The sequence below is a fragment of the Bacteroides fragilis genome, assembly GCF_019583405.1.
GTDB classification, from domain to species: domain Bacteria; phylum Bacteroidota; class Bacteroidia; order Bacteroidales; family Bacteroidaceae; genus Bacteroides; species Bacteroides fragilis_B.
In genome coordinates this window covers 203307-228084 of record NZ_SZUU01000003.1, presented here as the reverse complement: position 1 = coordinate 228084, position 24778 = coordinate 203307, and the positions used below count along the sequence as shown (strand labels likewise).

The following is a 24778-nucleotide window of genomic DNA, read 5'->3' as shown; positions in this document are numbered from 1 at the left end:
CTCTCTGTTATTTAACTTTACGTTTGAAGAACCAACCTTCATTGAACGTAATTCCGATGCTCAAACGCAATGTATTTTCATCTACCATACCGGCTTTCAGACCATGTACTTTAATATACTGGGCCGAAACGTTGATTAGCGAGCGTGAACCCGGAAGAGGCAACCCCAAACCGGCCGTTACTCCATACTCACGAGAGGCTCTCTCCCCCCCTATTTTATAATAAGGTTCCGAATAATATCCTCCAACGCGGTATTTGATATGCGCCAGATAACTCCGCGAGAAACGACTCGGCATGTACTCGGCACCCACTGAAATTTTCATCGCATCACAAAAAGCATTCGGCTGATTCATATAGGTCACGTCGCCCCACTTTTGCAAATTAAAATCAGCTCCCACGATCAGACGTTTGTCATACTCGTACGTAAGTCCCACCCCAAAGCTGTTTGGCATTCCAAAAGTAGCTACCGTATCGACCGTGTTCGTAGCGACAGCCTGCGTGCTGTTGGAGTTCGTAAGCGTCGCTCTTTGCACATAAGCTTCGTTATGCAAATCTTTTTTGGGCGAAAACACTACGCCTACTGTGACCGCATGTTTCCTACCGAACTGCTGTGTGTACTGTGCACCGAAGTCCAACTTATAGTCACGAACGGACAAATAGTCTACATTCTGAAAAGCAAAAGCATTATCATTGTTAGGAAAAGCAATACGCGCCGTACGCGTTATCTCTCCCCAAAAATACGAAACGTTTGCACCTACAGAGAAGTTTTTCAATATCTTCACTCCCAGACCGACATAAAGCTGATGCAATCCTCCGTCTCCGGCAAATGAAGTGATATTCTGTGCTTCTTCCGACGCAACGTCCTTATCTACCTTGGCTATACTATAGCCTACACTCGAGTAGGGTAACAGACCGATGCTCATAGCCACGCGCTGGTGTAGGCGGAACTGCATCGCTATGTAGTCAAAACTTGAATTTTTCGCATTCAACTTAGTACCTTCACTACTAAAGTTTGTATTTTGCATCGAAAACCCTCCGTCAAAAAGAAAGGTCAACGAATCAATCGCTGTATAAGAAGCAGGATTTAACGGATTAATATGTTTTCCATCGCGCAACCCATAAGCAATCCCTCCCATTGCTTTACTGTTTGCAAATGACTGATCAGCCAACTGGCCATAGCCATATCGTGTATAAGGAGAGTTTGTATTATTTTGAGCGATTGCCACTCCGGGTAATAATATCGTGAGCAGAAGCGCACAAAGTGTCTGTTTATATCCTACCATTATTATAGTTTAATATTCTATTTAATCCTTTCAACACTAAAAATCTATCTGCAAAGATGACACTTTTTAATTTCGTATCAAAAGAAAAATCATCTCCGCCCGTTAAAAAAACCAAAAGTTCAGGATATTTATGCTTCATAGCCGTAATATACCCTGCAATTTCGTATTCTATCCCTTTCTTTACACCTGCACGAATAGCAGTTTCAGTATCTTTTCCCATATCCGGCATGCGTCCTTCGGCATGAACCAACGGCAAACGTCCGGTAAACTGATGAAGTGCTTTCAGCCGCATCCAGAGTCCCGGAGAAATGTTACCACCATGATATTGTCCCAAAGAATCAACAAATTCATAAGTGATACATGTACCTGCATCAATCACCAGAATGTCTTTACCGGGAAACTGATCATTGGCCGCTACGACAGCAGCCATCCGATCATAGCCAAGAGTTTCGGGCGTTTCATACAAGTTTATTACCGGAAGCGGCGTATGGCTATCTAACCATAAGACGGGAACGGGGAGCTTAGCCAACTGAGCCAATACACATTCGTTTAAGTCTATAACAGTGGCAACAATTGCTTTTCGAACATTATATTTGCTGCAAACTGCCTCTAAACAATCCAGAGATTGATTAGAATCGTAAACAACTTCTACCATAGAAGCTTGGTCGAAAAGCGCTACCTTGGCTACTGTATTTCCAATATCGATAATTAAGTTCACTTTCTCTCTGTTTGAGGGTGCAAAGATAAGGGATAAAATTTATTTGCATGCTGAAATAAGAAATAAAAAAGCATTGGGAGGCAAAGAAAAGCCCCCAAAAGACGACCTGAGGAGCTATTGAAGAGACACGTTTTAAAACAGAAAATCCACCTGAAAAAGCATACGAAAAAAAGGCAGAAAGCCCAAAACCAAACATCCGGTTTTCACCACTGATCAACAACACCTTACGTATGTATAAAAACCCAGAAAAACCTACAATACAATACAGAACATAACAATAACAGAAGAAACAAGATACCGCCGCTGCCGATGCCATCCCCGGTAAACTTATCACAAAAAGATTTGTAGCCCGGCGCTCCGGCCCCGTAGCCCGGCGGTCGGATGTATGCAGCCCGGCGCTCCGCAATCTGTAGCCCGGCGCTCCGACACAAACAGCCCGGCGGTCGGGAAAAAGTGACAGATTTATTCACTTAATCGAGTATTTTATCCCGCAAAAGCAGTATCTTTGCCACATGAACTCAAAGTTGCGACATTTGCTCCTGATATTTTTTTCTTTCTTCACCATCCTGACATGGGGAACAGAGAGTCCATCCTCGCCTGATTCTGTCCGAATCAGCCTGCTGACGTGCGCTCCGGGGGAAGAAATCTATTCGTTATTCGGACATACTGCCATCCGCTATGAAGAACCGGCACGGGGTATCGATAGGGTGTACAACTACGGCCTGTTCAGTTTCAACACCCCTAACTTTACGCTACGTTTTGCACTCGGCAATGCCGACTACCGGTTGGGAGTGGAAGATTACCGTCATTTTGCCGTCGAATATGAATACTTCGGACGCAGTGTATGGCAGCAGACGCTCAATCTGACAGCCGAAGAACAACAACAGTTAATCACCCTTCTGGAAGAAAATTACCGCCCGGAAAACCGGATATACCGCTATAATTTTTTCTACGATAATTGTGCTACCCGACCACGGGACAAAGTGGAAGAGAGCCTGCAAAAAAGTGGCAGCCAACTGCTCTTCAGCAATACATATACCGAAAATAACGAGACTAAATCTTATCGAGATATTGTTCACCAATACACGAAAGGACACCCCTGGGCACAATTCGGAATCGACTTCTGCATCGGCAGCCAGGCCGACCGCCCCATCAGCGAAAGACAAATGATGTTCTCACCATTCTATCTGATGGATGCTTTTGACAAAGCGCGCATCGTTAACGCATCCGAAAACAGACCGTTAGTGACCGCCACTCAAAAAATTATCGACTGCGAACCGGACGTATCCGCACCTGCAGAAAGTGACATCTGGGATACACTTACCCCCATCCGCCTATCTCTTCTGTTTTTTATCGGCATCGGCATAGCTACGGTCTATGGCCTGCGAAAAAAGAAAAGTCTTTGGGGACTGGATATAGCAGTATTCGCCGCAGCAGGTATCGCAGGATGCATTATTGCTTTCCTTGCTCTTTTCTCCGAGCATCCCACGGTGGGGGCGAATTACTTGTTATTTGTCTTTCACCCGGGACATCTGCTCTGCCTCCCTTTCTTCATAAACGATGAACGGAAGCAGCGCAAAAGTAGGTATCATCTGCTGAATTGCATGGTTTTAACACTTTTTATAGCGTTTTTCCCTGTAATACCACAAAATTTCGACTTAGCAGTATTACCTTTGGCACTCAGTTTGCTGATACGTTCTGCAAGCAACCTTATACTGACATACAAAAAAGCTAAATGAAAGGACTATTAACCTCCATACTGACCGTACTTACTTTTACCGGGCTGCAAGCCCAGCCACTTCCCACTACTCCGAAATTAGTGGTGGGACTTACAATCGACCAGTTACGTACGGACTATCTGGAAGCTTTTTCAACTTTGTATGGCGACAAAGGCTTCAGGCGGCTTTGGAAAGAAGGACGCGTATTCCGGAATGCCGAATATACTTTCTGTGGCACAGACCGCGCATCGGCCATCGCAGCCATTTATACAGGCACCACTCCTTCGGTCAACGGAATCATCGGTAAACGCTGGATGGATGTGTCGATCCTGCGCACCGTGAGTTGTGTAGACGATCCTTCATTTATGGGTAATTACACGAATGAAAGTTCTTCTCCTTCACATCTCCTGACCTCAACAATTGCCGACGAACTCAAAATAGCTACCCGCAACGAAGGATTAGTATATGCTATCGCCCCCTTCCGTGACGCTGCCATTCTTGCAGCCGGACATGCCGGAAATGGCGCATTCTGGCTCAACAATACTACCGGAAAATGGTGCGGAACAACTTATTATAGTGAATTTCCATGGTGGGTGAGCCAATATAACGATCGGAATGCCGTAGACTTCCGCATTGCCGATATGACGTGGACTCCTGTCCACCCCATGCAAAATTACACATTCCTACCCGAATGGAGGGACGCAGCCTTTAAATATAAATTTGACGATGACCGCATCAATAAATACAAACGGCTGATTACAAGCCCTTTTATCAACGATGAAGTTAACTTGCTGACCGAGGAGCTTCTGGATAAGAGCACAATGGGAAAAGACAATACTCCCGACATGCTCTCACTCACCTATTACGCCGGCAATTATGCTCACAAAAGCGTACAGGAATGCGCTATGGAGATGCAGGATACCTACGTTCGCCTCGACCGCAGCATTGCTTCTTTGCTGGATATCATCGACAAGAAAGTAGGCTTACAGAACGTTGTCTTCTTTATCACTTCCACCGGATATACCGATACTGAATCGGCAGACCGGGGACTCTACCGGGTTCCGACCGGAGAGTTCCACCTGAACCGTTGTGCGGCCCTGTTGAACATGTATCTGATGGCTACTTACGGTCAGGGACAATACGTGGAAGCCTACTACGACCAGCAAATTTATCTCAACCATAAACTGATAGAAGAAAAACAACTGGATTTGGCAGATATTCAGGAAAAAGCCGCTGAATTCCTGATCCAGTTTAGTGGGGTAAACGAGGTTTATTCGGGTAAACGCCTGTTATTGGGGGCCTGGACACCGGACATCTCAATGATACGGAATGGTTTCCACCGTAAACGCTCGGGCGATCTGTTGATCGACGTATTGCCGGGCTGGACCATCGTCAATGAAAATACATCCGACCATAAAGTGGTCCGGAAAGCACATATTCCGTCTCCGCTTATTTTTCTGGGCAGTGGCGTAAAACCGGCCGTAATCAACACGCCCGTAACCGTCGACCACATAGCTCCTACCGTAGCTCACATCCTGAGAATACGGGCCCCGAACGCATGCACTGCAACTCCGATTACCGACATCCGGTGACACTTTCCACACAAAAAACAGTGTGCAAAGCGCAAATAAATCAGCATTTTAATGTAACTTTGCGCAGTTGAATCAATTTAGTAAATAATAAACATAAATAATAGATAATGGGATTTAATGAATTTTTAAGCTCGATTTTCGGAAACAAATCCACACGAGACATGAAAGAAATTCAACCCTGGGTAGACAAGATCAAAGCCGCTTACCCAGAGGTTGCTAAGCTTGACAATGACGGCCTCCGTGCAAAAACAGAGGAACTTAAAGAATACATCCGCAACTCGGCAAGCAAAGAACGTGCTAAAGCTGACGAACTCAGAGCAGGCATCGAAAGCGTGGAACTGGAAGACCGCGAAGAAGTATTCGCTCAGATCGACAAAATTGAAAAAGAAATATTAGAGATATACGAAAAAGCACTTGACGAAGTATTGCCGGTAGCTTTCTCCATCGTGAAAGAATCTGCCAAACGTTTCTCTGAAAACGAAGAAATAGTAGTTACAGCTACAGATTTCGACCGCACCCTGGCGGCTACCAAAGACTTCGTGCGCATCGAAGGTGACAAAGCCATCTGGCAGAATCATTGGAATGCCGGTGGAAATGACACGGTATGGAACATGGTTCACTACGACGTACAGTTGTTTGGCGGTGTAGTACTGCACAAAGGGAAAATTGCCGAAATGGCGACCGGTGAAGGTAAGACTCTTGTAGCTACGCTTCCCGTATTCCTGAATGCCCTGACCGGAAACGGCGTACATGTAGTAACCGTGAACGACTATCTGGCTAAACGTGACTCCGAATGGATGGGACCGCTTTATATGTTCCACGGACTCAGCGTGGACTGCATCGACCGTCACCAACCCAACTCTGACGCACGCCGCCAGGCTTATTTGGCAGACATCACTTTCGGAACGAACAATGAATTCGGTTTCGACTATCTGCGTGATAATATGGCTATCAGCCCGAAAGACCTTGTACAGCGCCAGCACAACTATGCCATCGTCGACGAGGTGGACTCAGTATTGATTGACGATGCCCGTACCCCGTTGATTATTTCAGGCCCCGTGCCCAAAGGCGAAGACCAGCTCTTTGAGCAACTCCGCCCATTGGTAGAACGCCTTGTGGAAAAACAGAAAGAGTTAGCAACTAAATACTTATCGGAGGCTAAGAGACTTATCAACTCAAATGATAAGAAAGAGGTGGAAGAAGGATTTCTCGCTCTGTTCCGCAGCCACAAAGCACTGCCTAAAAATAAGGCATTGATCAAATTCCTCAGTGAACAGGGAATCAAAGCCGGTATGCTGAAAACGGAAGAGATCTACATGGAGCAAAACAACAAACGCATGCATGAAGCAACAGATCCATTGTACTTCGTGATTGACGAAAAGTTGAACAGCGTAGATCTGACAGATAAAGGTGTAGACCTGATCACCGGTAACTCGGAAGATCCGACTTTATTCGTATTGCCGGACATAGCCGCCCAACTTTCGGAATTGGAAAACGAACATGGATTGAGCGACGAACAAAAGCTTGAAAAGAAAGATGCCTTGCTGACCAACTATGCCATCAAGTCAGAACGTGTACACACCATCAACCAGTTGCTGAAGGCATACACCATGTTCGAAAAGGATGATGAGTATGTGGTAATCGACGGACAAGTGAAGATCGTTGACGAACAAACAGGACGTATCATGGAAGGCCGCCGTTACTCAGACGGACTGCATCAGGCCATCGAAGCGAAGGAAGGTGTGAAAGTAGAAGCTGCCACACAAACTTTTGCCACCATCACTCTGCAGAACTACTTCCGTATGTATCATAAACTCTCGGGTATGACTGGTACGGCCGAAACAGAAGCCGGTGAGTTGTGGGACATTTACAAACTGGATGTAGTCGTGATTCCGACCAATCGACCGATTGCCCGCAAAGACATGAATGACCGCGTTTATAAAACAAAACGCGAAAAGTATAAAGCCGTAATCGAAGAAATAGAACAACTGGTACAGGCAGGACGCCCGGTATTGGTGGGTACTACTTCGGTAGAAATCTCCGAGATGCTGAGCAAGATGCTGACCATGCGCAAGATCGAACACAACGTATTGAATGCGAAACTTCACCAGAGGGAGGCAGACATCGTTGCTAAAGCAGGTTTGAGCGGTACGGTAACCATTGCTACAAACATGGCCGGTCGTGGTACGGACATCAAGCTGAGTCCTGAAGTAAAAGCAGCAGGCGGTTTGGCAATCATCGGTACCGAACGTCACGAGTCACGTCGTGTAGACCGTCAGTTGCGCGGACGTGCAGGACGTCAGGGTGACCCGGGTTCATCTGTCTTCTTCGTTTCACTCGAGGACGACCTGATGCGCCTCTTCTCTTCCGACCGTATCGCCAGCGTGATGGATAAACTGGGATTCCAGGAAGGTGAAATGATCGAGCACAAGATGATCTCCAACTCCATCGAGCGTGCACAGAAAAAGGTAGAAGAAAACAACTTCGGTATCCGTAAACGTCTGTTGGAGTATGACGATGTAATGAATAAGCAACGTACGGTTGTTTATACCAAACGCCGCCATGCGCTGATGGGTGAACGTATCGGAATGGATATCGTTAATATGATTTGGGACCGTTGTGCCGCCGCTATCGAGAACAATGCAGACTACGAAGAATGTAAGCTGGACTTGCTCCAAACGCTCGCAATGGAGGTTCCTTTCACAGAAGAAGAGTTCCGCAACGAGAAAAAGGATAAACTGGCAGATAAAACATTCGATGTGGCAATGGCTAACTTCAAGCGCAAGACAGAACGTCTGGCACAGATAGCCAATCCGGTGATCAAGCAAGTGTACGAGAACCAAGGACATATGTACGAAAACATCCTGATTCCGATCACGGACGGAAAACGTATGTACAATATCTCTTGCAATCTGAAAGCTGCTTACGAAAGCGAATCGAAAGAAGTAGTGAAATCATTTGAAAAATCAATTCTTCTTCATGTCATTGACGAATCCTGGAAAGAAAATTTACGCGAACTGGATGAACTGAAACACTCGGTACAGAATGCAAGTTATGAACAGAAAGACCCGCTGTTGATCTACAAACTGGAATCTGTGACTCTGTTTGACAACATGGTAAACAAGATCAATAACCAGACGGTGTCTATCCTGATGCGCGGCCAGATTCCCGTAGCCGAGCCTACAGAAGAACAGCAAGAAGCGGCCAGACGCGTAGAAGTACGTCAGGCAGCTCCTGAACAACGCCAGGACATGAGCAAATATCGCGAACAAAAACAAGACCTGAATGATCCGAATCAGCAGGCCGCTGCCCAGCAGGATACTCGCGAAGCCATAAAACGCGAACCGATCCGCGCTGAAAAAACAGTGGGTCGCAATGATCCTTGTCCGTGCGGAAGTGGAAAGAAGTACAAAAACTGCCACGGACGGAACAGCTAAGTAACAAAGAGCTTACAACTCCTTAATAAAAGCCTCGAACAGTTAAAAACTGTTCGAGGCTTTTCTATATTCAACCAAAATCGTATTTTTGTTCTTTTAGAAAAGTAAAAAAACAGGCTATGACAAAATATCCGTATATACTGTTCGTATTGCTCCTCGCGTCTTTCAGTTCCTGCCAGACTGTTGAGCAACTTTCCATCGATTATATGCTCCCCGCAGAGATCAGTTTTCCTAACGAACTGAAACGGGTGGCAGTCGTAAACAATGTGAGCGACACTCCGGATAACACCTTACCACCCAAGGATAATACAATAAAAAATAAGAATGAACTCAGCCGTGCAGTAGCCTATCACGAAGGACAACCCTCACTCACTACCGAAGCATTGGCCCAAGCTATTGCCGAACAGAACTATTTCAATGAAGTCGTAATCTGCGATTCGGCCCTGCGTGCACGTGATTTCACACCCCGTGAATCGACTCTCAGCCAAGAGGAAGTTCAGACCTTGGCACAGTTTCTGGACGTGGATTGCATCATCTCACTGGAAAACCTGCAGATGAAATCGACACGGGTTCTCAGTTACATCCCCGAATGGAATACTTATTACGGCACATTGGATACGAAGGTTTACCCAACGCTGAAAATCTATCTGCCGGGACGAAAAAGCCCGATGGTAACCATCAACACCCATGACAGCATTTTTTGGGAAGAATATGGAAATACCGAAGGGTTTGTCCGCTCGCGCCTGCCGGATGAAAAACAAATGATACGCGAAGCTTCTGAATTTGCCGGTTCCGTGCCGGTAAACAGAATATTACCTTACTGGAAAACGGCCAATCGATATTATTTCATCAATGGCTCCGTAGCTATGCGCGACGCTGCCGTTTATGTGAAAGAAAACGAATGGGAGAAAGCATCCAAACTGTGGGAACAGGCTTTTAAAGCAACCAAGAACGATAAAAAGAAAATGCGTGCAGCCTTCAACTTGGCCCTATATTACGAGATGAAAGACAGTGTGGAAGAAGCACACAAATGGGCTGTCACTGCACAAGAACTGGCCCGTAAAATAGACAAAATCGACACGTTGAAGAGAAACGATATAGACTTGAGCGAAATCCCCAACTACTACCTGACCAGCCTTTATGTGAATGAATTAAAGGAAAGGAGCAACGGATTGGGCAAATTAAAAGGCCAAATGAGTAGATTTAATGAGGATTTTTAAAGAAATCATGCAAGGGTTCTTATTTTTTTTATACCTTTGAGCTAAATAAAAAGAGCTAAAAGATATGAAACTTAGTCAGCAATCACAAGCCATTATCGAATCTGCGATTCAAAAAGCAATCAACAAATATACCTGTGGATGCGAACAGACCATCGTCACAGATATCCATATTCAACCGAATCAAAATTCCGGTGAACTCTTTATCTATGACGATGAAGATGAAGAATTATCCAGTGTAACCATCGATGAATGGACAGCCTACGAAGGGGACGACTTTTACGGAGATGCTGAAAGAATTTTCCGTACCGTGCTTTGCCGCATGAAAGAGAACGGAAGCTTCGATAAGCTAACTATCCTCAAGCCCTACTCCTTTGTATTGGTAGACGAAGACAAAGAGACGATCTCAGAGCTTTTGCTCGTAGACGACGACACACTGTTGGTGAACGATGAACTATTGAAAGGACTGGACAAAGAATTGGACGACTTCCTGAAAGACCTGTTGGAGAAATAATCCTCTTTTTTTTCATTATATAGTAAAAGAGGCCATCCGAAAGATTCGGATAGCCTCTTTTTGATATACAGTTTGTATAATCAAAATCTCGTCACTTTGTCGGAGTGAGCTTTCAGATACTCAAAACGATTGATCAGTTCACCCAACTTTTTAGGATACTTCTCGGCCAGATTCTTTTGTTGACCGATGTCCGACTTCAAGTTATACAACTTATAACCGTAACCCAAACCGATAAAGTCACCGTCTTCCTTGCTATAAGGATTGTAATATGGAGGAATCAGCGCCCAATCTCCCTGACGATAGGCATAATTGAACATTCCCTCAATAACCAACTCTTTACGCCCTTTTTTACTCTTGCCCAGAAAAGCATCGAGTGTGTTTTCGCTATCTACCTTGTCCGGATAAGTCTGTCCCAAAAGAGAAGCAAACGAGGCCAATAGGTCCATCTGACAGACAAATACATCTGACACCTGAGGTTTCACCTTTGCAGGCCAACGAAGCATGAATGGTATACGGGTACCTCCGTCGAACATACTTGTTTTACCCCCTCTCAACGGACCGGCTATTTTGTGATCACCCACCAACTCTACCGCATCATCTTGATAACCATCATCGAGCACCGGACCATTATCACTTGTCAGGATCACAATGGTATTCTCCGCCAATCCCAGCTTATCCAACTCTTTCAGGAACTGATCGACACACCAGTCTGCCTCCAGAATCACATCACCACGGGGACCCATGCCCGACTTTCCTACAAAACGTTCGTTGGGAACGCGAGGTACATGCGGTTGGTGAAGTCCGTAATAAAAGAAGAAAGGTTTGTCTTTATTGTCATCTACAAACTGTTTGGCCTTGTCCAAGAATAATCCTGCCATTTCTTCATCTTTCCATTGTGCAGCCTTCCCGCCCTTCTGGAAACCAATACGGGGAACTCCATTCACAATAGAGCCTGCATGTCCCACACTGGGATGCATGCGCAGCAATTCGGGGTTCTCTTTACCGGTAGGTTCGCCGGGGAAGTTTTTCCGGTAATCCACATAAAGAGGGTCATTCGGGTCCAATCCGACAACTCTTCCATTTTCCAGAAAGACGCAAGGAACGCGATCATTGGTTGCTGCCTGAATAAACGAATAGTCGTAACCGATCTCAGCGGCTCCGGGATGCACCTCCTTATTCCAGTCTACATGTCCATCTCCGAGGCCGATGTGCCATTTTCCGACAGAACCGGTAGTATATCCTGCCTGCTTCATTAATTTAGGCAACGTTATTTTTTGAGTATCAATAATCAATGCGGCATTACCCGGTAAGATTTTAGCGTCCACATTGCTCCAGGGATATTTTCCGGTCATCACCGAATAGCGGCTGGGGGTAGATGTGGCCGCAGTACAAAATCCCTGCGTAAACCGAATACCTTCGTTGGCTATACGGTCCATACCCGGAGTTTGAATCCGGTGTGCGCCATAACAACTTAAATCTCCGTATCCCAAGTCATCGGCGACAATCAGGATGATGTTGGGGCGTTTCTCTGTTTGTTCCTGGGCAGGCTGGGGTGCGGCTAAGGCACTTACCGGCAAAGACGCTCCTGCCACTAATCCTAATGTGCAGTTCAGCAATTTCATTCGTTCGTTTGTCATATCAATTTTGTTCATGAGTAATTTCCAATAAGGTCTGTCAGATCCGGATACAAAGATAGCCAACAATCTTATTCAGGTACGAAAATAGTGAGATTAAATCGAAACGGTATCCCTAAAAAAACGAGAGTGTGTCATTTCAACACACTCTCTTCAATGCCTCAGCGGCTATTTTATTTAGGGCTTCAGGTTTTTCATCCGGACATGTCTCAATATATTCTGGAGTTCAAAAACCAGATCCGGATGGAGAGAAGCTACATTTTTCTGTTCTGCCACATCGTCTACCACGTAGTATAACTGCGGTGTACTCAAATTACCGGTTTCTATCTTCGGTCCCCAAGTAATCATGGCCGGCCCGTCATTGGGCTCGATATACTTCCAGTCCTTGGTGCGGACTGATAATGTATGATTGGAAGCCTGCTCTATCACCCAAGACCGATCGGACTGGTTTTTGCCCAACCAAGTATCGAGGTAGTTAAAGCTATCGGGTGCCGCTCCCTTCGGTAGCCCGGCTCCTACCAATGAGGCCAAAGACGCAAACCAGTCGATCTGCGAGACCAAAGCGTTGGAAACCTGTGGTGAAGCAGCTCCCTTCGGCCATCTTACAATGGCAGGAATACGAGTTCCCCCTTCAAAAGCACTGTACTTATTACCACGCAACGGTCCTGCAGGGCTATGTCCGTTCAGCAATTCTTCCGCACGATCCTGATAGCCGTCATCGACAACCGGACCATTGTCACTGGACAGAATAATAAGCGTATTTTCCGATAGTCCCAGTTTATCAAGGGTTTCCATGATCTGGCCTACACTCCAGTCGAACTGCACGATGGCATCTCCACGCAATCCCATCGGGTTCTTTCCACGAAAACGGTCGTGCGGGAAACGGGGAACATGTACATCATTTGTAGCAAAATACATAAAGAAAGGTTCGTCTTTATGCTCACGGATGAAGCCGATGGCATGTGAAGTGATTGAATCGGCAATATTTTCATCTTTCCACAAAGCCTTACCGCCCCCTTTCATATATCCGATACGGCCGATACCATTGACGATGGCCATATCGTGCCCATGGCTCGATTTCAGATTGAACAGCAATTCCGGATGATCTTTTCCCAACGGTTCCCCCTCGATCGGCTTACGATAGCTGACTTCAATCGGAGCAGAAGGGTCATAATTGGCCACTTTACCATTTTCTATAAAGACACACGGAACACGATCGGCTGTTGCAGCCATTATATAAGAATAATCAAAACCTATATCTCCTAAAGCAGTCGGCAGAGGAGCATTCCAATCCTGTTCTCCATCCTTATCGCCCAACCCCAAATGCCATTTACCGATAGCCGCCGTAGCATAACCGGCATTCTTAAACATATCGGCCATCGTATAGCGTTCGGGACGGATAATCATTCCTGCATTGCCTGCCGCAATATCAGTGCCTGGACGGCGCCAGGCATATTCTCCGGTAAGCATAGAGTAACGCGAAGGAGTACTGGTAGCCGCCGTAGCATGTGCATTGTTAAAGCGAATACCTTCAGCCGCCAAGCGGTTTACATTCGGAGTCTGCACATTCTTTGCACCATAACACTCCAAGTCGCCATAACCGAGATCGTCGGCGTAGATAAACACGACATTAGGGAGTTGCCGGTCATTGATTTTTTGCTTGGCTTTTCCGCCCTTCTGACCGGTAGCAGCCATCAGGCATGCTACCGGAGAGAGACAAGCCAATAATACATATTGTCTCATTTCTTAAACTATTAAATTAGTCACGTAAATTCGGGTTAATATTTTGCTCGGACTGAGGGATCGGCCATGTATAATCCGTCGGATTACGGAAAGCACGTTTGCCCACATACCAGCGGTAGTTTCCTGTCGGGTCAACCTCCTTGGTCGTAGTCACATACTGAGTCGAACCCGGGTAAGGCGCACCCCAAATTTTCCGGGACAATACTTCGTGTGCAATTCCCCATCTCATGATATCCCAGTAACGGATACCTTCCATAGCCAACTCAATACGGCGTTCGTGACGCACGATCTCACGAAGCTTTGCGGGAGTTAGCTCGGTTACCGGAGGCATGTTCACACTTGCACGTCCTCTCACTGCATTGATAGTCTCATCCAATATTCCCTGAGTGATCGTTTGATTATCTTCAACCAAGCATTCCAGATATCCCAACAACACTTCGGCATAACGAATAACCGGAGTCAGCCCGTTTGCGCTCTGTACATCGTTTATAGGTGTCGATTCTTCAAAATATTTCCTCATCATAAAGCCGGTTCTGGAAGCTTCGCTCGTATAATCGAGCTTCTCTTTCTTGGCTGCACTGTAGTCAGGACTCATCTTATACTCTGTACCCATAAAGATGGCACCATTATAGTAGATTGTATAATCCAGACGCGGATCTCGATCCTTTCCTAAATTAGACGGATCATATCTCGGATCATCATAGCTGAAAGGAGTTCCATCCTTAAATTCATACGATTCGTATAAATCAGCAGCCGGATTGACCAGGCTCCAGCCTCCGTCTTTGGCAGAAAGTGCATGCTGCGGCAGACCGGTACCCAGATAGTTTTCCAGATACTGGATGTAGAAAATATTCTCCTTGTTCGAAGTTCCGGTAGAAGGATAAAACAGTTCCTGATAGTTGGCGTTTATCGCATTATCTCCCAATTCCATAATATCGTGGAAAGCCTTTGCTCCACTTTTCCAGTCTTTCTGCAACATGCAGGTACGTCCGAGAAAAGCAAGAGCCGCTTGCTTACAAGCACGTCCGGCTTCTCCCGCCGGAATGGCGGAGAAACGGGGCAAATCGGCCGCAGCTGCTGTAAATTCAGTTACACACCATTTCAGGATATCGGCCTGTGAGGTCTTTGTCACATTATTGGCTTCTTCACCCGTCAGCACATTCTCCACCAAAGGGACATCTTTGAAATAGCTGGCAAGGTAAAAATACTGTGTCGCACGCAGAAAACGGGCTTCCGCAATCATCCGTGTTTTCTTTTCCGATTCCGAGCTATTCTGGATGCCGACCAGGAAACGGTTACAATAACCGATTCGCTTATAAGACGTTTCCCAATATCTTTTAATAAAAGCATTGTCCGCAGTCAGGTTTCCACTTGAAATCTTAAAGAAAGGATTGTTCTCACCCCGACGGTCAAAAGCGTTATCCGAAAGATGCTCCATCATAATCATTCCGTGATAGGACCACCAATCCGAAGGGTTATACTCTACGCCGTCTGTCAGGCTTCCTCTATAAAGAGAAGTCAATGCCAGTTCCGCATTCGATTCGCTATTCCAAAAAGTCTCTTCGGACAAGTCTGTCAGTGGATAGCGCTCTAAATCACAAGCTTGAAACAGTCCTGCCGCCAATGCCAATGCTACTATATATTTTAAACTCTTCATCTTACATCAAAATTTTAAGGTTAAACCAAATGTATAAGTTGACAGAATAGGATAATAACTACCGTCTGTATTAATTTCCGGATCCCAGCCTTTACGATATCCGCTGATGGAGAATGGATTATCAAGTGATATATAAAAACGAAGGTTGGAGGAACCGAACTTCTGAGTGATACGTTTAGGCAATGTATATCCTAACTGGATATTTCTCACTTTGAGATAAGAGGCATCCAGAATCCAGAAGTCAGAACCCAGCGTATTGTTGCTACCCGCATTCGACATCACTTCGAGACGGGGATATTTAGGATATCGGTTCGACTGATTATTCGTCCAGGTCTCTTCTGCCTGCCATCTCTGAATATTGCCTTCCTGGAAGAAAGCATAACCGGCATAATTAGTTAACTGGCCTTTTACTTTAGCTACTCCCTGAAGCAATATATTGAAATCAAATCCTTTATACTCCGCACCCAGTCCTAAGCCAAATGTATACTGAGGTATCTTTGATCCTAAATAAGTTTTATCGGCCTCGTCCACCTTTCCGTCACCGGAGATATCCACATAGCGTAAATCACCGGCTTTGGAGTTAGGAGCAATCTTGCTCTGATCGTGCCATTCTTTTACTTCATCATCGGTCAGGAATACGCCATCCGTCTTATAGCCATAAAACATATTCATCGGATAACCCAGGAACAGGTTACTACCGTTACCTATCATTCCGCTTTTCTGTTCCACGTCTCCTACACCCAGGCTGATCACTTTGTTTTTAATTATCGAAAAGTTTCCATTCACATGATAACTAAACTCGCCAATCTTGTTCTGATGACCGATCTCAAACTCCCATCCCTTGTTCTCAAGGCTTCCTGTATTGACCTGCGAAAGTCCCAGACCAAAGATAGAAGAGTAACTTGCACTCGGTTTATAGAGAATATCTGTCGTTTTACGATAGAAGTAAGCAGCGTTGAATGTCAATTTATTGTTCCAGAAAGCTGTTTCAATACCGACATCGGTGGTACGGGTCTTTTCCCATTTCAGTGTAGGATCGACATAAGTGGTCACTGCGGCTCCTTGTGTATACACACCTCCGAATACATAGTTCATCGCCTTTCCAAGTGCGTAAGTGGACTGATAAGGGTAGTTACCGATATTATTGTTACCCAGGATACCGTATGATGCTTTCAGTTTCAAGTTATCAATAAAACTCAGTGACTCTGCTTCTTTGAAGAACTGCTCTTCCGACAGACGCCATCCTACAGCAACAGATGGGAAGAAACCGAATTTATTATCTGTCGGGAAACGGGAAGAACCATCATAACGCATAGTGGTTTCAAACAGGTAGCGTTGGTCATAGTTATAGGTCAGACGTCCGAAGACAGACATAATAGCCCAATCGTAACCTCCGCCGGAGTTAGTCTGGCCATCGGCTCCTCCTGCATTCAGATAAGGAACTTCATCCGAAGGAAAGTTCAAGCGGCTGCCTCCTACAGTTCTCTGTGATTCGTCTTCCCAAGTATAACCGACCAACACAGACAAATCATTTTTGCTGAACTTCACGTTATAGTCGGCCAATGCCTGGAATGTCTTATAGACCGTTTTGTACATAGTATCCGACAGAGAAGAAGGCCCCAGTTTCTTGCCGCCCGTAATCTCCATTGCCGAACGATAGTGACGAATCTGCTGACCGGTATAGTTATATCCTCCGATAGCTTTCAGCGTTAAGCCTTTCACAGGTGTGAATGCCAACTCGACATTAGAACGGAACTTATCGAAGTTTTCATCATAAAAAGAGCCGCTGTCCAGCCATGCCAATGGTGTTCCGAGTACCTTCGGTCCCAAGCCGTAAGATCCGTCTTCCAATTTAGTTGCCCATAATCCGGGAAAACGAAGTGCATTACTTGAGAAAGCTTTAAATCCGGCAGAGTCCATTCCACCCGGAGTAGAAGGTTCGCTCCGTTTAGAAACGACTCCACCCAAACGGGTAGTCAGTGTCAGGTTTTTAGCCAACTCTGTAGTCAGATTCACTCTGCCGTTATAACGGTCGTAGTGGTTGTGTTTCATCAGACCATTCTGCTTTACATAGCCAAAAGAAACCATATACTGCGTCTTATCATTTCCTCCGTTCACAGTCAGTTCATGGCCGGTTTGCAGTCCTTTGTTACCCAGAAGTTTATCCAGATAATGTTCATTAGGATAATTATACGGATCAGATCCATCCTTGTACTTCTGAATCTCTTCCGCCGAATAGACTTCCTTGCCCATAGCCTTATTGTATAATTCTGCATACTCCCAGGAATCACACATTTCCGGTAGTTCGGTAGCTTGATTGAAGCCTACATATCCGTTATAACTTACAGTAACTTTACCTTTCTGACCACCTTTTGTTTTTACCAGTACAACACCATTCGCAGCACGCGAACCATAAATGGCAGCCGACGAAGCATCTTTCAATATAGAGATACTTTCAATATCTGCCGGATTCAAATCATTCAGACTGCCGGGAAGCCCGTCAACCAGTACCAACGGATCAGGAGTCGCTCCGAAAGAGCCCACACCACGTACCCGAATCGTACCTTGGTCCTGTCCCGGATTACCGCTCGACTGTGTGATCGTCACTCCGGAGAGTTGTCCGGTCAGCATATTCGAAACACTGGGAGCAGTTCTGGATTCAAGTTTTTTGCTATCCACAGCAGCAATTGAACCAATCACGTTCACCTTCTTCTGTGAACCGTAACCTACCACAACAACTTCTTCCAAAGCCTGGGCATCTTCTTTCATTGTGACATTCAACGGTTTTCCTGCAATGACTTTCAGTTCCTGAGGCTGGTATCCGATGTAGGAAATCTCGATCACCGCCTTATCTGAACTGACCGATAGAGAGAAATCACCCTGCAAATTGGTAACCGTACCATTGGTAGTCCCTTTCTCAACGATACTGGCACCAATCACCGGTTCTCCGTTAACATCGACTACTTTTCCCGAGACTTTCACCGCTTGTTGTTGCTTCGATGTCATTTCAGTAGACAAAATAATCTTTTTGTCCAAAACGGAGTACTTCACGTCAGTCCCTTCAAAGATTTCGTCCAGTACTTTAAATATATTACTTTTATCAACCGAAACAGAAACAACTCTTTTCAGGTTGACGTGTTTGTTATTAAAGAAAAAGCCAAAGCCCGATTGCTTTTCTATTTCTTTCAGAACTTTCTCTACAGTTTGATTCTGTGCATCAATACTGATTTCCACCTTTTGTGCGAAGCTGTCTGTTGCATGCACAAAACTCATAGAGCAAATTAGGAATAGGATGAATAGTCGCATAGTTCTTGGAATTTTTTTCGAGGTCAGCCAAAGCGAAGACTTTACCACCCGCAATAATTGGATGCTAAAATAATTTTGCATAATTTTGTATTGACTTAAAGTTAAAAAATAGTTTATCTCAGCTTGTCGCCAAACAAGCCACAAGGTTTACTCTTTTACGTATGGATTAGATACGCCAATATCTTTCCATACGTTTTTGGCATTTTAAGGAGGTTTGTCTTTCATAAGCATTTCATTTTAAAGGTTAATCAATAAACTTCTATTATACTTCGTTCATCCCGGATATCGGGACTTTCCAAATATCTCCACTGTATCTTGGACGAGATTTTAAAATACTCCAGAATACGTTCCAACCGCTGTTCAGTAAATGTGCCTGTAAAGGCATTAGTCTTCAAACGGGCATTCTTCAGCTTAAATGTTACATTAAAACGCTTCTCAAGTATCCTCAGTGCTACATCCAACGGAGTGTTATTAAATATAATCTTGCCATCTTTCCAAGCGGTTTCGGACAGACAGGATGTTGCGTACAACTGTACATCACCATTGGTCGAACTGTAAACCAACCTTTGTCCGGGTTTCATAACCACCTTCTTGGCCAGGCAGTCTTTATCACTAAAATGAAAGCAGACTTGTCCTTCCACCAATGTTGTCGAAACATCCGGCTCGTCTTCATAAGCTTCCACATTGAAGTGTGTACCCAGCACTTCTATCTGCGATGAATGCGGGGCAGAAACAACAAACTTCTTTTTCAAATCCTTTGCTACCGCAAAATAAGCTTCTCCTTTTAATTCGACATTTCGTATATCGCCTTCAAAAACAGAGGGATAACGTAAAGAAGACTCCGAATTGAGATAGACAACCGTACTATCGGGCAATACCACCGAGGTTGTCATCCCCGGATTGGTCTTTACTTCCATCATCTGGCACACAGCAGATTTCCCATTGTGCATATACTGCACCAGAAAAGCAACGAACAACGGGATAAATAAGATAGCAGCGATACGCTGCATCCATTCCCACCATGTTGTTCTTCTAACGATCATTCTGCTGCTGACCTTTTTCAGAGCCTTTTCCGTATCTACCTTACGCATTACGTTGACCGTATCTACAGCTATATAAAGAGTGTTGATTTGATCCACTATCTTTCGGTTATCTTCCGATTCTTCCATCCAGGTTTCCACCTGCCGACATTCTTCTTCCGTTGCCAGCCCTTCACAATATCGAGGCAGTAAATGGTCTATATCTTCGTAGTTCATATTTATAAGTCAACTCTTTTATTAATAAGACAGGTGGAGAAATAAGATTCCTAAACTTAAATCCATTTTTTTTATAGAAATCTTTGTTTTAATAAGAAAAGACTATCTTTGTATATAAATTAAATTTCTAAATCTATGAAACAGAATCGGACAAAAGAAGACATTTTGCTACTTTCCCAACTTCAGCAAGGAGATAAAAAAGCCTTCAATACTTTGTTCAGAAGGTATTATCCGATATTATGCGCTTATGCCCACCGTTTTGTAGACTTGGAAGATGCGGAAGAAATAGTTCAGGATGTAATGTTGTGGCTATGGGAAAATCGAGAAATCTTATTGATAGAATCATCCCTTAGCCAATACCTATTAAAAATGATATATCACCGTTCATTAAACCGCATCGCACAAAAGGAGGTAAAGTACCGTGCCGATACACTATTCTATGAGAAAAACCAGGCTATGATTTATGATGTGGATTTCTATCAAATTGAGGAGTTGACCAAACGGATTCACACCGCAATAGCGGAGTTACCGGAATCTTACCGGGAAGCGTTTATCATGCACCGGTTCAGAGATATGAGCTACAAAGAAATCGCACAAACTCTTAACATCTCTACCAAAACAGTAGATTACCGCATACAACAGGCACTAAAATTATTACGTAAAGAACTCAAAGAGTTCCTGTCGTTCGCTTTGATATTTCTGGCAGCGTGATATGCAGAGAAGTATGTGGAGAATAAATATAGGCAGTGGGAAGGGACAAAAAAAGAGGGGATATATTAAAAAATCGTCTTCACCACAGAATAACATAGAGTGCCACAGAGTGAGCTTAATCTATTGATAACTAATAATATCTATCTGTGTAATCTGCGATGAAGACGACTTTTGATGTATCCCCTCTATAATATATACCGGAACTACTCTATCGTAATGTCGAACTGATCATAAGAATCTGTTCTCCACGATTTGTCACAAGTAAGAGGAGAAAGCGCAAAGAGAGGAGAGAATGTTTTGATTTTAATCGTTTTTCCATCAGGCATGAATTCCATAATCCTCAACCATCCGTCTCCACCGTTACCGAACCATTGCTTATCAGCTGTCTGCGCATTAAACATCATCTGAGGAACATTCTTGCCTGAAGCATTTTTATCAATCCGGAAACTGACATTATCCTTATAGTCGGCAATCTCACATTCGTGACCGCAAATCACCATACAGATATTCTTTGCCGGATAGACCAGCTTATCCCAAATAGCTTTTCCATAATTTGCAGGAGTCACTTTGTAATTCTCGCTTTCAATGACTTTTCCTGTCCATGCCAGATATGAATGTGTCAGCAATATCACTTTATGGTCTTTATATCGGGGAGCATCGACCACTTTCTTAGCCCACGCCAAAGCCTCATCACGGGGAGCAAATTCCAGAGAAACAACCAGAATTTTGCCCCAGGTATCGGTTATAAATTCATAGGCAGCATTTTCCAGTGTCGGTATACCCTGATAATTGTTGCCTACGGCAACCAGGCTCTTGCGCCAACAGGAGTTTCTCTCCGAGGGAAAGTAATCAGGGAAATGGCACAAACGATTCTCCGCTTTCTGATATCCATAATCATGATTACCGGTACAAATCACATAAGGCAATTTTCCATCCAGCCGTTCAAACGCACGTGAAGCGGCACGCCATTGCTCCTCACTTGTCTGGTTGCCGTTCACTCCATCCGGAATGCGAATTTCATTTTGCTCCACCAAATCACCGGTACAAAGCACACCTTTTATATTCAGAGATTCAATGCTATTGGCCACCCATGCTGTCTGTAACTCGAAAAGTGGCTGATTGGCATCGAACTTTGTATAACTCTGCGGATCGGGTAAAAGAATCATTGAAAAAGACTTTTCATCGGTCAACTTTGCGCGGACCGGATAGACTTGCGCAGAAACAAACAGCGTCTGCACACAAAGAATGAAAGCTAATAAGTAGTTTTTCCTGTTCATAAGTATTACATTTAAATATCTCAAATAAAAAATAAGTAGCAAAGATATAAATACTTGCCGGCAATAGCCCCTGCATTCTCCGATTTATTTCAGGAGAAAAGTAGCCATTACGGCTTTATGGTCTGTCGGCCATACGCCCAGCGGAGTTATAAACGAATCTTTGCCACTCTCCTCCACACGTTCACTACGGGCAATTGATTTTGAAGGACCTACCACCGATACATCTTTTAATTTCAATTTCCTGTCCGGCATGAAATAAATAAAGTCGATACGATCCCGTTCGTCAGCATCGGGTGCCCACGACAGTTTCTGCACCGGAACTCCTTCATTATCAGACGGGAATGTAAAGCCCGGATGTGTAACCGGATTAGGGTATTTCGTCCGGTAAGCATCTTTAAATCCGGCATTTTCAAGTAATACGGAGCAATCCCACCGAACTACCGTCCCATTATGATCCCACAAATTCTTTGTGTTTTCTTTCCAATCCAGATGTGAGGGTTCGTTGAAATCACCTCCCAGCAAAATGATATTTCCTTTTTCCTTTCGGGCATCTTCTATGACATGGCAAATAGCTTCATCACGCATAGATTCATTATTAGCCTTCTCAATGGCTACCGCATCCAGCACCGGAGCATCCAGTTTTTTCCAGGTAACCCCGCTATAGCCTCTCGGCAAATAACAAGCATAATGCGTATAATCCAGATGGGCAGAATAAACAACCACATCTCTTCCGTTAATACGAATACGGGCTTTCAGCACCGAACCGGCATCATCTTCCAAAGGGCAGTTAGGGGCTTGTTCTTCAATTTTATATTTTGATAAAATACCTACATCCAACTTACTGTTTTCACCATAATACTTCTTTCCACGCTCTTCCAAAGCCTGTAATATACGCGAAATGAATTGTTTCCCATGATAATTTCTCACCTCACTGAACAACACAATATCCGGTTCCAGGCGGGCCACTTCATCCGCTATGGCTTCAAAGCCCCCTTTCACCATGGTGCCCTCCTGCCAGATATTCATTTGGAGCACTTTGAGTTCGATCCCTTTGCCATAGGCCACTACGGCAAACAGCCATAAAGTTATATTTAATAAACTATATCTTAACATATCAATATACTCTAATCAACAGAGGTGAGAACAGGGAGCGTTTCTCTCCCATCTGCACTCACCTCTCCTATTTTTATTTTATTGCAAAATCCACATCAGTTTATTTACATCATCCACTCCTCCGAACTGACGTTCAAGAGCCTCGTTCTGATGTTCCAGGTTATAATCGGACTCTGATTTGGGATACATCCAGCGCATCGGCAACCTGTCATTCATCGTATTACGGTTGGTTGCAGGATTAATCGGCAACACCGGATAACCTGTACGTCGATAATCATAATAAACATCATACGGATGCTGCATGAACGAAGCCAGATAACGTTGCGTCAATATCTTCTCAATATCCGTCTCTTTCTCACCACTCAATTGGATAGCGGGTGTTTCAAGGAAAGCTGCAATCGCTTCCTCTGTAATCGGATGTCCATGATGATATACCTCTTCATCCGGAGTATTGGAAGCTATAAACTCCATATGGGCTCTGATCGCCTTTTTATAGTAAGCAGACGCATCTCCCGAAATCCATCCCCGCACGGCTGCTTCGGCCAGAATAAAATTCTGCTCGGCATATCCTAATCGAACGACCGGTTCTCCGGAAGGATAATCGGTATAACGTGCATTAAATCCGGAGTATTGTTCAGTGGCATAAGCTTTTTCTATCTGCTCGAAAGGCAGTGAAGGGTCTGTACCGATATAAGCATCCCAACTGTCGGCTGTCACCCCTTCGTTAAGTTTGGCCTTTGCCGGCTTTGCATAATAGAACATGCGAATATCTCCTGTTGCCTTGAATTTATCAATCAGCATGGTAGACAGCATGGCATAACCCGCATGCTTGGTATTCGTGTTATGGAAAGGATACACTGTATTCGCTTTATCCGCATATTTCATCTGCAGATTATCTTCATTCGATTCCATCAGACTGCCCGATGCTACGATCCGTGCAAAACGTTCCTTCACCTTCAGGTCGGCATCGCTCTCTTTCTTCGAGAGGTGCATCAGCACCTTCAGTTGAAAAGCCGTAGTCGCTTTCTTCCACTTATTGATACTTCCTCCCAGGATCGGATCACCATCAAAATCTTTAGCTGTCGAAAACAGTTCATAAGCTGTTTCCAGATCGCTCAGAATAAAGCCCATCACTTCCTTCTGGGTATTGTACTTAGGACGTACCAACCCTAATTCGCCTTGCAAAGCTTCTTCATAAGGAAGATCTCCCATCTCCATCGACATATAAAATATCTTATAGGCCTTGATGAAATGTGCCAGTCCGTCGTATGCATTTACGTTATCGTCCGAAACGGATTCGACCATCTTCTGGGCATTGATCAGGGTAGTATACCCGCCAAAACCGGAACGCCCGAAGACATTATACTGGTAATCTTCCATACTTTCACCCCATGCCATCTGCTTGGCAAGCAATTCGTCGTATATAAAGGATTTACTGGCACTGGAAGAGGTAATGTCCAGCAGTAATCCGGTTGCCAGCAATGAAGAGGTCACCTTAGTGGTTGCATCGGGATCTGTATTGATTTCATCGAACTTATCACAAGACGCCAACAAAGCGGTTGCCAGCAACAGCGATATGTATTTATTAATTCGTTTCATATTA

General features: G+C 44.6%; 16 protein-coding genes. 6 read left to right on the top strand and 10 right to left on the bottom strand.

The genetic code is table 11. The annotated features are described in order from the left end of the window. Window positions 1-7: 7 nt before the first annotated feature. Together bamG and FDF36_RS08205 are read right to left on the bottom strand one after the other, a co-directional pair. Window positions 8-1282, bottom strand: coding sequence for a BamG family beta-barrel-assembly machinery protein (gene bamG / locus FDF36_RS08210; RefSeq protein WP_220391009.1), 1275 nt, complete (start codon window positions 1280-1282; stop codon window positions 8-10). After that, on the bottom strand, window positions 1269-2000 hold the full coding sequence (locus FDF36_RS08205; protein WP_220391008.1) for a type III pantothenate kinase: 732 nt from the start codon (window positions 1998-2000) through the stop codon (window positions 1269-1271). The genes bamG and FDF36_RS08205 overlap by 14 nt, the downstream gene beginning before the upstream one ends. 512 nt (window positions 2001-2512) lie before the next feature. Here FDF36_RS08205 and lnb point away from each other — a divergent pair. The 5 genes from lnb (at window position 2513) to FDF36_RS08180 (ending at window position 10478) form a co-directional block, all read left to right on the top strand. Continuing rightward, on the top strand, window positions 2513-3739 hold the full coding sequence (gene lnb, locus FDF36_RS08200; protein ID WP_005775812.1) for a lipoprotein N-acyltransferase Lnb: 1227 nt from the start codon (window positions 2513-2515) through the stop codon (window positions 3737-3739). Then, complete coding sequence (locus tag FDF36_RS08195) at window positions 3736-5310, top strand: alkaline phosphatase family protein (RefSeq protein WP_005775810.1); 1575 nt, start codon at window positions 3736-3738, stop codon at window positions 5308-5310. Before lnb ends, FDF36_RS08195 begins: the two co-directional genes overlap by 4 nt. 107 nt (window positions 5311-5417) lie before the next feature. Continuing rightward, window positions 5418-8747, top strand: a complete 3330-nt coding sequence (gene secA, locus FDF36_RS08190) for a preprotein translocase subunit SecA (RefSeq protein ID WP_220391007.1) — start codon at window positions 5418-5420, stop codon at window positions 8745-8747. A 119-nt stretch (window positions 8748-8866) separates the two neighbouring features. After that, window positions 8867-9967 carry a DUF6340 family protein gene (locus FDF36_RS08185; RefSeq protein WP_220391006.1) on the top strand — a complete coding sequence of 367 codons (1101 nt, stop codon included), beginning with the start codon at window positions 8867-8869 and terminating at the stop codon, window positions 9965-9967. A 64-nt stretch (window positions 9968-10031) separates the two neighbouring features. Then, the gene (locus tag FDF36_RS08180; RefSeq protein WP_220391005.1) at window positions 10032-10478 is read left to right on the top strand and encodes a hypothetical protein; all 447 of its coding nucleotides are present in this window, start codon (window positions 10032-10034) and stop codon (window positions 10476-10478) included. Between the two features lie 80 nt (window positions 10479-10558). Here FDF36_RS08180 and FDF36_RS08175 read toward each other — a convergent pair whose 3' ends face one another. The 5 genes from FDF36_RS08175 to FDF36_RS08155 form a co-directional block, all read right to left on the bottom strand. Further along, window positions 10559-12115 carry a sulfatase-like hydrolase/transferase gene (locus FDF36_RS08175; protein ID WP_220391004.1) on the bottom strand — a complete coding sequence of 519 codons (1557 nt, stop codon included), beginning with the start codon at window positions 12113-12115 and terminating at the stop codon, window positions 10559-10561. 174 nt (window positions 12116-12289) lie between these two features. Next, window positions 12290-13855 (bottom strand): sulfatase family protein, encoded by a 1566-nt coding sequence (locus FDF36_RS08170; protein WP_220391003.1) that lies wholly within the window; start codon window positions 13853-13855, stop codon window positions 12290-12292. 16 nt (window positions 13856-13871) lie between these two features. Then, window positions 13872-15512 carry a RagB/SusD family nutrient uptake outer membrane protein gene (locus tag FDF36_RS08165; RefSeq protein WP_220391002.1) on the bottom strand — a complete coding sequence of 547 codons (1641 nt, stop codon included), beginning with the start codon at window positions 15510-15512 and terminating at the stop codon, window positions 13872-13874. 6 nt (window positions 15513-15518) lie between these two features. After that, complete coding sequence (locus FDF36_RS08160) at window positions 15519-18899, bottom strand: TonB-dependent receptor (protein WP_220391001.1); 3381 nt, start codon at window positions 18897-18899, stop codon at window positions 15519-15521. Between the two features lie 167 nt (window positions 18900-19066). Further along, complete coding sequence (locus FDF36_RS08155) at window positions 19067-20074, bottom strand: FecR family protein (protein WP_220391000.1); 1008 nt, start codon at window positions 20072-20074, stop codon at window positions 19067-19069. 135 nt (window positions 20075-20209) lie between these two features. Between FDF36_RS08155 and FDF36_RS08150 the strand changes: the two genes are divergently transcribed. After that, complete coding sequence (locus FDF36_RS08150) at window positions 20210-20785, top strand: RNA polymerase sigma-70 factor (protein ID WP_220390999.1); 576 nt, start codon at window positions 20210-20212, stop codon at window positions 20783-20785. A gap of 203 nt (window positions 20786-20988) precedes the next feature. On the opposite strand, the gene FDF36_RS08145 is transcribed toward FDF36_RS08150, so the two are convergent. The 3 genes from FDF36_RS08145 to FDF36_RS08135 all read right to left on the bottom strand — a co-directional run bounded on the left by FDF36_RS08145 (window position 20989) and on the right by FDF36_RS08135 (window position 24774). Next, window positions 20989-22062, bottom strand: coding sequence for a metallophosphoesterase (locus tag FDF36_RS08145; RefSeq protein ID WP_220390998.1), 1074 nt, complete (start codon window positions 22060-22062; stop codon window positions 20989-20991). An 84-nt stretch (window positions 22063-22146) separates the two neighbouring features. Next, a complete protein-coding gene (locus tag FDF36_RS08140) occupies window positions 22147-23175 on the bottom strand; it encodes an endonuclease/exonuclease/phosphatase family protein (protein ID WP_220390997.1) in 1029 nt (342 codons plus the stop codon). A gap of 78 nt (window positions 23176-23253) precedes the next feature. Next, complete coding sequence (locus tag FDF36_RS08135) at window positions 23254-24774, bottom strand: SusD/RagB family nutrient-binding outer membrane lipoprotein (protein WP_220390996.1); 1521 nt, start codon at window positions 24772-24774, stop codon at window positions 23254-23256. Window positions 24775-24778 lie beyond the last annotated feature (4 nt).